Source organism: Thiocapsa sp., from assembly GCF_022340925.1.
Classification (GTDB): domain Bacteria; phylum Pseudomonadota; class Gammaproteobacteria; order Chromatiales; family Chromatiaceae; genus Thiocapsa.
On sequence record NZ_JAJDNA010000076.1, the window covers coordinates 1 to 11,289 of the forward strand.

Below are 11,289 nucleotides of genomic sequence, written 5' to 3' on the forward strand. Positions count from 1 at the left end.
ATCGCGACCTGGATCAGGCCATGGCCGATGAGCAGTTTCGCGCCGATCTCTATTACCGTCTCAACGTGGTTCGGCTGGACTTGCCGCCCCTGCGGGAGCGACGGGAGGATGTCGCCCTGCTGGCGGGTCGGTTCCTCGCCCAAGCCAGCGAGCGCAACAATCGGTCAATCGAGGGTTTCGCACCCGATGCGATGGAGCTGTTGATGTCGGCACCATGGCCGGGCAACGTCCGCCAACTCATGAACGTGGTCGAGCATTCTGCGGCGCTCTGCACGACGGGCATCGTCCCGGCAAGCCTGGTTCAGCGCGCCCTGCGCGAAGAGCTTACCCCCATCCCCTCTCTGGCCGATGCCCGCGAGCGCTTCGACCGTGAGTACCTCGTGAACCTACTTCAAATGACCGAGGGCCACGTCAGTCATGCGGCGCGCCTGGCCGGGCGCAACCGCACCGAGTTCTACAAGCTGCTTCGCCGTCACCATCTCGATCCGGAGTTCTTTCGCTCGTCCTAACCGGCATCGGCCTTTCTAGGAGCCTGTCGCCCTAAGGGGGATCGATGCGAGGGAGTGGGACAGCGAGGCCATTCCGTTCCGGTTCTGAGGCGCATAGGGGGCGCTACGTAACCAAAAAGCGGGGCGACATGGACTGTTTTCCCGCTTCCGTAGCCGAGTCATCCTAAGTCCGGCAGGCTCTTGGCAGCCTCGTTCCTCGACAAAGGTCTCGGTATCGACCATGACCTGGGCTGTTTTGCACTGCTCAACGCCACCGCCGGCGGCCGGCATGATCCGCGACTCCTCATCGGAAAGGTTCGTCTGATCACCCGAGCGCTGCCCGAACCTCCTCCCAGGCGGGATGCGCGTCGATCAGGGCAAGCGCGCGCGCGAGCAACGCCTTGCCGGGCTCCATCTTGAACCAGGTCGAGGCGCCGGATGGATGTGGCAGCGGGATGAGGTCGGCCTCCAAGCCGGCCGGCGACAGGTACGGCCACTGGGCACCGATCACGTCGTGAAGGCGTCGTGGCCCCATGAGCTGAGTGATGGCCAACCTGCCGACCGGGATGATCAGGCGCGGGCGGGCAAGGGCAAGCTCGCTTCGCCACCAACCGGTGCACCGGTCGACCTCGCCGGCATCCGGCACCCGGTCGCCACCCTTGGGGTTTTTGCCGGGAAAGCATCTGCAGACCGCGCTGATCAGCACGCTCCTGCGGAATGCCGGCTCATCCACGCCAATCGACTCGAACCAGCGAAAGAGGGTCTTCCCCGCCGTCCAACAGAAGGGCATGCCGCGCTGAATCTCGCGGGTCCCCGGGGCCTGACCCATCATCATGACCGGTGAGATGACCGCTTCGCCGTGAACCGGCGGCCCCTGCATCCCGGGACAGCGCCGGCAGGCCGAGAGCTCGACGTAGAGCCGGCTGAGAGATTCGGCGCGCGATGCCTGATCGGCGATTCTCATCTACACTGCGCTCCGCTGGAACAGAGGGACGCGGATGATCGGCTATCGATAGCCAACATCAGCTCGCAACCGTCTTCGTTCAGGCAAATGTCGACAGCACCTTCTAGGAGCCTGTCTGACTTGAGACTGATCGACTGCGCCGGCGGGACAGCGGTCCATATCCGACCGATGTCTCGTTACCTAGACCCACGATGCGCCTCGCAATCGGTCGAATCTGTCCTCGCTCTCCCACTCGGCTCGCGACGATCGCTCAAGTCAGACAGGCTCCTAGAGCCGGCGCAGAATTTTCTCGATCTGGGCGCGATGGGTTCGATTGTGGATCGCTGCCAAGGCATGCCATTGGCGCGCGGTCAGGGGACCGAACCAGGGGTGCGGATGTCGCTGGCGCGCATGCAGGCCGCCCAGACGCTCGATCAGATCCGTATAGCGTTCCACGACCGATTCCAGCGCCTGGATCCGGTCTGGGCCGGCATCGACGTGGGGCTTGACATCCTCGACTCGGATCTCGGCCCCGTGGTTGTGATCCGAGCAGACCGCATGGATCAGGGCTGTAATGGCCGTGTTGACCATCACCAGATGGTCGAGGGTCATGTAGACGGACCAGCTGCGGCTGCTGTGCTCGATTCCGGGGAAACGTTGGATCGGGACGCGCATCCGACCCTCCTCAGCGGTAAGCCCGCCGGCCAAGGTCAGGGCCCGCGAGGCATCCCGGCGAAACGAACGCAGAATAGCCGCCGGTGACACGGTTGAGGCATACAGCCGCAACACGATGTCGGCGACGCGCCGCTCGTGCCAGGGTATGCCGGCGCCCGCGGGATCGAGCTCTTCCTGGCGTTCCCTGCCGGTCATTGCAGGCCTTTTCCCCAGGTGTCCCGAAGCCCGACAGTGAGATTGAAGACGGGATGTCCGGGTGTCGAATCGGGATCGATGACGAAATAGCCCTCACGCTCGAACTGGAAGCGATCGCCCGTCCCGGCACGGCCAAGCGCCGGCTCGAGCATGGCGTCGGTCACGACACGCAAGGAATCGGGATTGATGTCGTTGCGAAAGTCCGCGCCCCCGGCGCCCGGCACGGGGACACGGAAGAGCCGGTCATAGAGTCGCACCTCGGCTCGCAGTGCATGGCCGGCAGACACCCAATGGATCACGCCCCTCACCTTGCGACCTTGGGGATCCCGACCCAGCGTCTCCAGGTCCGCACTCGCCCGGATCTCGAGGATCTTGCCGTCCGCGCCCTTGATGACCTCCTCGCAACGGATCACATAGGCGTTGCGTAGCCGCACCTCGCCGCCGGGGACAAGGCGCTTGAAGCCCTTTGGCGGTGCCTCGGCAAAGTCGGACCGATCGATATAGATCTCGGGACCGAACGGGATGGAACGCACACCTCTAGCCCCGTCCTTGGGATGATTTCGCGCTTCGATGGACTCCGTTCGACCCGGCGGATAGTTGCTGATGACCACCTTCAGAGGGTGCAGGACCGCCATGCGACGCGGCGCCGTTGCGTCCAGATCGTCCCGGATGGCACTCTCGAGCAGAGCCATCTCGACCAGGTTGTCCGATTTCGTGACCCCGACGCGCTCGCAGAAATCCCGGATGGCGGCCGGGGTGTAGCCGCGGCGGCGCAAGCCGGCGATGGTCGGCATGCGGGGGTCGTCCCAGCCGCTGACATGGCGCTCTGCCACCAGCTCGGTCAGGCGTCGCTTGCTCATGACCGTGTACTCGAGATTGAGCCGACTGAATTCGATCTGGCGCGGCTTGCAAGGCACCGAGACATTGTCCACGCACCAGTCGTAGAGCGGGCGATGGTCCTCAAACTCCAGCGTGCAGAGCGAGTGTGTAATGCCCTCCAAGGCGTCGGAGATGGGGTGCGTATAGTCGTAGGTTGGATACAGGCACCAGGCGGTACCGGTCTGGTGATGGACCACCCCGTGCTTGATCCGGTAGAGCACCGGGTCGCGGAGGTTGATGTTCGGAGACGCCATGTCGATGCGCGCCCGCAGCGTCCGCGAGCCGTCCGGGAACTCCCCGGCGCGCATCCGCGCAAAGAGTGACAGGTTTTCCTCAATCGAACGGTTTCGGTAGGGACTGTCCCGACCCGGCTCGGTCAGGGTGCCGCGATAGGCGCGTGTCTCCTCGGCGCTCAGGTCGCAGACATAGGCCAGCCCCTTTTCGATCAGCTCGATCGCGAACCCATAGAGCCGCTCGAAATAGTCCGAGGCGAAGAAGAGGCGGTCACCCCAGTCATAGCCAAGCCAGCGCACGTCTGCCTTGATCGAGTCGACGAACTCGACGTTCTCCTTGTGGGGATTGGTGTCGTCGAAACGCAGATTGCAGGTCCCTCGGAAATCCTGCGCCAACCCGAAGTTCAAGACGATCGACTTGGCGTGACCGATGTGCAGGTAGCCGTTCGGCTCCGGCGGAAAGCGTGTCGCGATCCGGTCATGCCTTCCGCTCGCCAGATCGGCCGCGATGATCTGCCGGATAAAGTTGGTGCGCGGCGTCTCGGGGGTGTCGCTCATGATGCCCTGGGGTGCATTGAAGAATCGGCCGGGAATAATGGATCGGAGCCGCTGGTCGGATCCGCCAGCGCCCCAGCCGCGCAGGATATCCGCGAGCCGCGGAACGACCGCGCCTGATGGCTGCGCGGACGACAGACCTGGTGGTGCCGGGCCTCGGCCTCAAGGTCCGCATTCTATCGCCTGCCGCGCGGATTGAAAGGGTCGCCGCTGCCCGGCAAGCGGCGTCGACAGGGCATGGGGAGGGCGACTTGCGCTATCCTGGATCACGATCGTCCCCCTCTGCGCATGAGTCCCAGTCGAGGTCAAGATGCTCGTGACATTCCGAACCCAGGCCTATGCCAACATCACCATGTTCGGTGACGTGGCCGTGACCCTCCTCAAGCTGATGGGGCAGAGCGGCACCGTACCGGGCGCACTCATGCCGGAGGACATCCCTGCGGCCTTGGCGCGACTGAAGGCGGCCGTTGCGGAGCATGCGGACGAGCCACTGGATCCGGAGCCGAGCGGCACGCCGGCCACGGCGAGGGACGGCGGCGAGGGGCAGCACGTGAGCCTCGCCCACCGCGCGATGCCTTTGATCGAGCTGCTGACTGCAGCCGCCGCGGCTGGGGAGTATGTCATGTGGGATGATTGAGTCCAGATCCGGCATTCCGCCATCGCCGGCGCGATTGCGGGTCTGGGTGACATCGCGCGGCATGGCCTCTGGCACAACCAGCGGTCGTCCGCCGGATGCGCCGTCAGGACGATGAAGCTGGCGCAAAGAGCAAGGAGCAAAGGCCGCCGACCTTGCCTGCCGGTCCCGGGAACGAGGGCGGCCGGCCGAGCTGATCACCCGGCAAACGCCGTCTTGCCGACCGGCTCGGATCAGGGACGGGGAGCCGCACCCGCGTCAGCTGACTCGGCGACCGGCACCATCACCTCGTTGCGCCGCATGAACCAGAGTGAAAACGGCGAGTTGTAGCGCGCATAGACTGGCGCGCCCGCCGGTTGCAGGCCGGCCTCCTCGACCGCGCGCAAGAGCGCGTCTTCGTTCTCGCGATACCGCGCCTCGGTCCAACGCCCGGAGTAGCGCCGAACGGCCATGAGCCCACCCGCCTCCTCGCGAAGCTGCACGCGCGGGTCGACGGGCTCGGGCAGGGAATCCAGACTGAAACGCGAGGGCATCACGAAGCTGATCACGAAGATCCCCCCGTCGGTGCCGCTCTTGGGACGCTGTGCCACCGGTGCCGTCATCTCGATGCGCTCGCTGTCCCCCGCCGCCGGCCTTTGATTGACCGGCGCAGTCATCTCGATCTTCGTGCTCGAACGATTGTTGCCGAAGATGTAGTCGGCAAGGATGCGAAATGCCTGGCTCCCAGCCCCATCGAAGTCGCCGCTGACCTCAGTTTCGGCGACCAGATACGGCGGATAGCGGCGAAGCTCGAATTCGGGAAAGGTCCGGACGACCTCGTAGGCGGGTTCTTCGATGGCCATCGCCTTAGGTCCTCCCAGCAGCGAGACGGCGGCTGTGATGACGAGCAGCGTCAAACGGAGCGCGCAGCCTGGATTCAGTGCGGCGACATTCGGGGCTGGAACGCAAGGTCTGGTCCGAAGGCACTCCATCATTCCGTCCCCGCGCGCGCAGCGATAAACGCCAAGGCCGTGTCGATCCGGCGCAGGGTGGCGTCCTTGCCGACCAGCATCAGGGTCTCGTCGATCCCCGGGGAGGCGGCCCGCCCGACGATCGCGACACGCAAGGGCTGGGCGACCTTCCCCATGTTGGTCCCCAGCTCCTCGGCGACGCCCTCCACGACATGCCTGAGACCGTCCGCGGTCCAGTCTTCGTAAGCCATCAGCTCGAAGGCCGCGCGCAAGCGCTCCAACCCCTCGCGCGCCACCGGGCGCAGATGCTTCTTGGCCGACACCTCGTCGAACGCCTCGAAGTCGCGGTAAACAAAGGCGCTGATCTCGGCGAGCTCGGTCAGGGTCTTGGCCCGTGCAGCTTGGGCCTTGACCACATCCACCAGATCGGGACCGGAGGAGGGATCGATCTCGAGCCGACCCATGTGGGGGCTGAGGAGGCGGGCGATCCGGGCCGGATCGGCGCGTTGTAGATACTGCTGGTTCAGCCAATCGAGCTTGTCGGTGTCGAAGGACGCAGCGGCCTTGTTGACGGCGCCGATGTCGAAGAGCTCGATCATCTCCTCGACTGAGAAGATCTCTTGATCACCATGCGACCAGCCCAGGCGAACCAGGTAGTTCAGAAGCGCCTCGGGTAGATAGCCGTGGTCGCGATAGGCAACGACGCTGACCGCGCCGTGGCGCTTGGACAGTCGGGTGCCGTCCCCACCGAGGATCATGGGCAGATGCGCATAACGCGGCGGCTCGTGCCCAAGCGCGCGCAGGATGTTGATCTGCCGGGGCGTATTGTTCAAATGGTCGTCACCGCGAATGACGTGCGTGATCGCCATATCGGCATCATCGACCACCACCGTCAGGTTATAGGTGGGCGCACCGTCGCTGCGACGGATGATGAGGTCGTCGAGCTCAGCGTTACTGAAGACGACGCGACCCCGGATCATGTCGTCCACCACGACGACATCCTCTTCGGGATTCTTGAAGCGAATGACATGCGGCCGATCCGGATCCACCGCATTGCCGCGACAGTGGCCGTCGTAGCGAGGCTTGAGGCGCCGCGCCATCCGATCCTCGCGCAGCCGATCCAGACGCTCCTTCGGACAATCGCAGCGGTAGGCCAGGCCCCGCGCAAGCAGCTCGTCGATGACCTGGTTGTAGCGGTCAAAACGCTCGGTCTGATAGAAGGGTCCCTCGTCGTAATCCAACCCGAGCCAGGTCATTCCTTCCAGGATGGCATTGACCGACTCGGCCGTCGAACGCTCCAGATCCGTATCCTCGATGCGCAGCACGAACTGGCCGCCGTGCTTGCGCGCGAAGAGGTAGCTGAAGAGTGCGGTTCGTGCGCCCCCCACATGCAGATAGCCGGTTGGAGACGGGGCGAATCGGGTGCGGACGCTCATGTGGTTGCCGATCGGTCGGATGAAGGCTGTGGCGAGATTATAGACCCCTTGGGCGTGCCCGCTTGTTCGTCCCCGGGCCTTGGGGTATGTTCGAGCCATGCGATTTGCCGAGGCGGACAACGGCGGCGGACACCTGATCGACGCCTACGGTGTCGATGGGATCTCCATCGGCGGGCGGTGCTTCACGCGCGGCCTGATCGTCACCCCGAGCCGGGTCCAGGAAGGTTGGGGGCCACCGCATGCCGCCGATCTCACCCTCCGGCATATGGATGAGCTGCTCGGCTTCGAGCCCGCCGCGAACGTCCAAATCGTCGTCGTGGGGACCGGGGGAGCACAGGTCTTTCCGGATCCCGCCTGCTTCGCCGCGGCCGTGGAGCGGGGCATCGGGATCGAGATCATGGACACGGGGGCCGCCTGCCGGACCTACAATATCTTGATGTCCGAGGGGCGCCGTATCGTCGCCGGTCTGCTCCCCTGGGGTGCCTGAATGGACCGACACATCGTCCTCTCCGTCATCGGCGTCGCCATCCTCGGGTTCCTGGGGGTCCTGTTCCTGATGCCCGCCTCCATCGAGGATGACACGATTCGGCTTCCCTGGCGGACCACGCAGGACACGGCGGGTCGCTTGCAGGTCTTCGGCTTCACGATCGGCGAGACGACACTTGCCGAGGTCCGCGCACTGTTCGGTGAGGACGGCAAGGTCAACCTCTTCCAGGACCCTTCACGCGAACAAGCCTACGGGGTCGAGGCGTTCTTCGAGCAGATCCACCTGCAGCGATTGCGCGCCGACTTCGTCTTTACCCTGGACGTCGATCAGACCACCCTCGCGGCCATGTACGAGCGCGGACTGCGGATCAGTCAGGTCGGCAGCGGCAGCCGCAAGATCAAGCTCGATCCGGTGGACGCCGAGGCCCTCGGCTCGCGACCGATCCGCACGATCAGCTATCTGCCCAAGGCCAGGCTCGACGACACGCTGATCGAGAAGCGCTTCGGGACCCCAAGCCTGCAGCTGACCGAGGCCAAGACCGGCGTCGTCCACTGGCTGTACCCGGAGCGTGGTCTCGATATCGGGCGCGATAGCGGCGGGAAGGTGATCATCCAGTACGTCAACCCGGATGAGTTCGAGCAACTCCTCAGTCCCTTGCAGGACACCGGCCCGAGCGGCGCAATGCCGGAGCCGGCCGAGCCGTCCTGAGCTCGGAATCCATCGGCGAGCGCCGCGCCGATATGACAGTGCGCCGGGCCGCGCCACCGACGGAGGTCAATATGCTGACGAGAGTGGCTGCCTGCGCCCTCGGACTGACCCTGGCCGGCGTCGTTGGGGCCGCGGACCTCAGCAAGGTGCGCTTCGTCACCGACTGGAAGGCCCAGGCCCCGCTCGGCGGCTACTATCAGGCGAAGGCGCTGGGGCTCTACGCCCAGGCCGGGCTGGATGTGGACATCATCCAGGGCGGGCCTTCGGTCAACGTGCCACTGCTCCTGGGCTCCGAGCAGGCCGATTTCGCAGTGGGCTCCAACAGCTTCATCCCGCTCAACATGGTCGAGGTGGGGATCCCCGCCACTGCGGTCGCCGCCATCTTCCAGAAGGATCCGCAGGTGCTGATCACGCACCCAAGAGACGACATTCGCTCGATCGCCGACATGCGGGGCAAGCCGATCATGATCTCCGACGCGGGGGTCGGCAGCCATTGGATCTGGCTCAAAGCCAGGTTCGGATTCACAGACCGCCAGATCCGCAAGTACACCTACAACCTTGCGCCTTTCCTCGCCGATCCGCAGGCCATCCAGCAAGGATATGTGACCAGCGAGCCGTACCAGATCGAGAAGGCGAGCGGGGTCGCGCCGCAGGCCTACCTGCTCGCCGACGAGGACTATCCCTCGTATGGAAACCTGATCCTGGCCGCCGACAGCCGGATCGCGCAGGATCCGGGCTTGGTACGTGCCTTCGTCACCGCATCCATCGCGGGCTGGCGCGACTATCTGAGCGGCGATCCGGCACCCGGGAACAGGCTCATCAAGGCAGATAACCCAGAGATGACCGACGACCTGCTCCTGCACGCCATCGCCGAGATGGGCCGACACCAGCTCGCCACCTCCGGCGATGCGCGCACCGCAGGGATCGGTACCATGACCCACGCCCGTTGGCAGGCATTCTACGAGACCATGTCCGCCGGCGGGGTCTATCCGGCCGATCTGGATTGGCGACGGGCCTACCGGCTCGATTTCCTGCCGCCCGAGCCGTGACCCACGACCTACGTCTGGATCGGCTCGCCAAGACGTACCCGAATGGGACGGCCGCGCTGCAGGAGCTGAGCGCCGAGATTGAGGCCGGCGCCTTCGTGTCACTGCTCGGTCCCTCCGGATGCGGCAAGAGCACGGTGCTCCGGCTGATCGCCGGGCTGGAGCTGCCGAGTCGCGGAAGCGTCGAGTGGCCGCGCGGACGCGCGGCACTGGGCTTCATCTTTCAGGAGCCGACCCTCATGGCCTGGGCCAGCGCGGCCAAAAACGTGGCCCTCCCGCTCGAGCTTGGCGGCGTTGCCGAGGCCGACGCCGGTCAGCGGGCCCGCGCCGCCCTGGACAAGGTCGGCCTGGCGGGTTTCGCGGACGCCCTGCCCCGCGAGCTCTCCGGCGGCATGCGCATGCGCGTCTCGATTGCACGCGCATTGGCAGCCGAGCCCGCGGTGCTCCTGATGGACGAGCCATTCGCGGCACTCGATGAGCTCACCCGGGGCAAGCTCAACGACGACCTGCTCGGCCTCTGGACGGAGCGCCGCTTCACCGGGATCTTCGTCACCCACTCCGTCTTCGAGGCCGTCTATCTCTCGCAGCGCATCCTGATCCTCAGCGGCCGGCCTGGGCATCTGGTCGCCGACATCCGCAACCCCGCGCCCTACCCGCGCGAGGCCGGCTATCGCACCTCCCCGGCCTTCAACGCCACCGCCCGCGACATCTTGTCCGTCCTCGAGGATGTCTCGACATGAGGTTGCAGCTATTGAGGATCATCCTTCCGGTCGCGCTCTTCGCCGGACTGATCTGGCTCTGGGAATGGTCGGTCGCCTACTGGGAGATCAAGCCCTTCGTCCTGCCTCCGCCCAGCGCCATCCTCGCGGTCTTCGAGACCGATGGCCCCTCGCTGCTCGCCTCGGCCTGGACCACCCTCGGAACCACGCTCGCCGCCTTTGTGCTCGCGGTGATCTCGGGCATCCTGCTCGCCACGCTTTTCGCCTCGAGCCGCATCGCGGAAGCGGCGCTCTCGCCCTACGCCGTGACCCTACAGGTCACACCGGTCGTGGCCATCGCGCCCCTGATCATCGTCTGGGTCGGCCTCGACAAGGCCTGGCTCGCGGTGCTCATCCTCGCCTGGATCGTCGCCTTCTTCCCCGTCCTGGCGAGCGCGACAGCCGGCCTCAAGGCGGTCGATCCGAACCTGCGTGACCTCTTCCGGCTCTATCACGCCAGCTTCTGGCAAACCTTCCGCAGACTGATGATCCCCTCGTCCCTGCCCTACCTTCTGAGCGGCATCAAGACAGCAGGCGGCCTCGCCTTGGTGGGTGCGGTGGTCGCCGAGTTTGCCGCCGCCTCCGGCAACACCAACGGGCTCGCTTGGCGCATCCTCGAGGCCGGAAACCGGCTGCAGATCGCCAAGATGTTCGCCGCACTGATGCTCCTCGCCCTGATGGGCGTCATCCTCTACGCACTCCTGAGCTTCATCGAGTGGCTGCTGCTGCACCGCTGGCACGGGGATCGGCGCAACACCTGATGCGGTCTTTGGCGGACGCGCCGAGCGCGGCGACCGCCTTCGGCGCGCCACCCTGCGCGATTGGGCCCGACAATCGGCAGGCTCCTGAATGGCATCAGGGCTTCCTGCTCGGATGCGGCCGGACCTTCAGCTTCGGGGCCGGGCGGAGCTTGTCGAGGAGATGCCAGAGGCTCAGGATCGGATGGGGCCTGAGCATGCGCGGGCCGGAATAGTGCATCAGGTCGCGCGCCCGCTCGCGCATGTGGCTGCTGTAGCAATGGACCTCACAGCGGTTGCAGGCAGTCTTGTCCTCTTGGAACGGGCAGGTGTCCAGTCGTCGATGGCCATAGTCGAGCAGGGACGCGCACTCGCGGCAGAGCCGCCCGCCGCCGCCATGATGATCCCGGCAGTAGATCACCATCATCGCGGCGATGGTCTTCTTCTCACGCGTGATACGGGGACCCGGGTTCATCGCGTGTGGCCGTGATCGAGGTCAAGCCTCCCGGTCACGCCCGCGGCTCCGGCAACCCGTCGGGAAGCGGCCCCAGATCCATGTTGTCCG

13 protein-coding genes are annotated in these 11,289 nt (G+C 65.6%); 7 read left to right on the forward strand and 6 right to left on the reverse strand.

The window, feature by feature from the left end; translation table 11 throughout:
* The coding region (locus tag LJE61_RS09400; RefSeq protein WP_519973012.1) for an AAA-type ATPase lid domain-containing protein at positions 1–509 on the forward strand (509 nt) is incomplete at its 5' end.
* A gap of 304 nt (positions 510–813) precedes the next feature.
* Here LJE61_RS09400 and LJE61_RS09405 read toward each other — a convergent pair.
* The 3 genes from LJE61_RS09405 to LJE61_RS09415 all read right to left on the reverse strand — a co-directional run bounded on the left by LJE61_RS09405 (position 814) and on the right by LJE61_RS09415 (position 3,971).
* Entirely contained in the window at positions 814–1,452 is a 639-nt protein-coding gene (locus LJE61_RS09405) for a uracil-DNA glycosylase (RefSeq protein ID WP_296918245.1), read from the reverse strand.
* 267 nt (positions 1,453–1,719) lie between these two features.
* A complete protein-coding gene (locus LJE61_RS09410) occupies positions 1,720–2,301 on the reverse strand; it encodes a DinB family protein (RefSeq protein WP_296918247.1) in 582 nt (193 codons plus the stop codon).
* The gene (locus LJE61_RS09415; RefSeq protein WP_296914076.1) at positions 2,298–3,971 is read right to left on the reverse strand and encodes a glutamine--tRNA ligase/YqeY domain fusion protein; all 1,674 of its coding nucleotides are present in this window, start codon (positions 3,969–3,971) and stop codon (positions 2,298–2,300) included. The genes LJE61_RS09410 and LJE61_RS09415 overlap by 4 nt, the downstream gene beginning before the upstream one ends.
* A 307-nt stretch (positions 3,972–4,278) precedes the next feature.
* On the opposite strand from LJE61_RS09415, the gene LJE61_RS09420 reads away from it, so the two are divergent.
* Positions 4,279–4,605 carry a DUF1840 domain-containing protein gene (locus tag LJE61_RS09420; RefSeq protein WP_296913559.1) on the forward strand — a complete coding sequence of 109 codons (327 nt, stop codon included), beginning with the start codon at positions 4,279–4,281 and terminating at the stop codon, positions 4,603–4,605.
* Positions 4,606–4,835: 230 nt separating this feature from the next.
* Here LJE61_RS09420 and LJE61_RS09425 read toward each other — a convergent pair whose 3' ends face one another.
* A complete protein-coding gene (locus LJE61_RS09425) occupies positions 4,836–5,444 on the reverse strand; it encodes an SOUL family heme-binding protein (protein ID WP_296913562.1) in 609 nt (202 codons plus the stop codon).
* Between the two features lie 128 nt (positions 5,445–5,572).
* Complete coding sequence (gene gltX, locus LJE61_RS09430; protein ID WP_296913565.1) at positions 5,573–6,988, reverse strand: glutamate--tRNA ligase; 1,416 nt, start codon at positions 6,986–6,988, stop codon at positions 5,573–5,575.
* A gap of 97 nt (positions 6,989–7,085) precedes the next feature.
* Here gltX and LJE61_RS09435 point away from each other — a divergent pair, with 97 nt between their 5' ends.
* The 5 genes from LJE61_RS09435 to LJE61_RS09455 all read left to right on the forward strand — a co-directional run bounded on the left by LJE61_RS09435 (position 7,086) and on the right by LJE61_RS09455 (position 10,748).
* Positions 7,086–7,475: an Mth938-like domain-containing protein gene (locus tag LJE61_RS09435; protein WP_296913568.1), complete on the forward strand. Its 390-nt coding sequence runs from the start codon at positions 7,086–7,088 to the stop codon at positions 7,473–7,475.
* Positions 7,476–8,183, forward strand: a complete 708-nt coding sequence (locus LJE61_RS09440) for a hypothetical protein (protein ID WP_296913571.1) — start codon at positions 7,476–7,478, stop codon at positions 8,181–8,183.
* Between the two features lie 71 nt (positions 8,184–8,254).
* Positions 8,255–9,232, forward strand: coding sequence for an ABC transporter substrate-binding protein (locus tag LJE61_RS09445; protein ID WP_296918249.1), 978 nt, complete (start codon positions 8,255–8,257; stop codon positions 9,230–9,232).
* Positions 9,229–9,969: an ABC transporter ATP-binding protein gene (locus LJE61_RS09450; protein WP_296918251.1), complete on the forward strand. Its 741-nt coding sequence runs from the start codon at positions 9,229–9,231 to the stop codon at positions 9,967–9,969. Before LJE61_RS09445 ends, LJE61_RS09450 begins: the two co-directional genes overlap by 4 nt.
* Positions 9,966–10,748, forward strand: a complete 783-nt coding sequence (locus LJE61_RS09455; protein WP_296913579.1) for an ABC transporter permease — start codon at positions 9,966–9,968, stop codon at positions 10,746–10,748. Before LJE61_RS09450 ends, LJE61_RS09455 begins: the two co-directional genes overlap by 4 nt.
* 94 nt (positions 10,749–10,842) lie before the next feature.
* Here LJE61_RS09455 and LJE61_RS09460 read toward each other — a convergent pair whose 3' ends face one another.
* Positions 10,843–11,199, reverse strand: coding sequence for a nitrous oxide-stimulated promoter family protein (locus LJE61_RS09460; protein WP_296913584.1), 357 nt, complete (start codon positions 11,197–11,199; stop codon positions 10,843–10,845).
* Positions 11,200–11,289 lie beyond the last annotated feature (90 nt).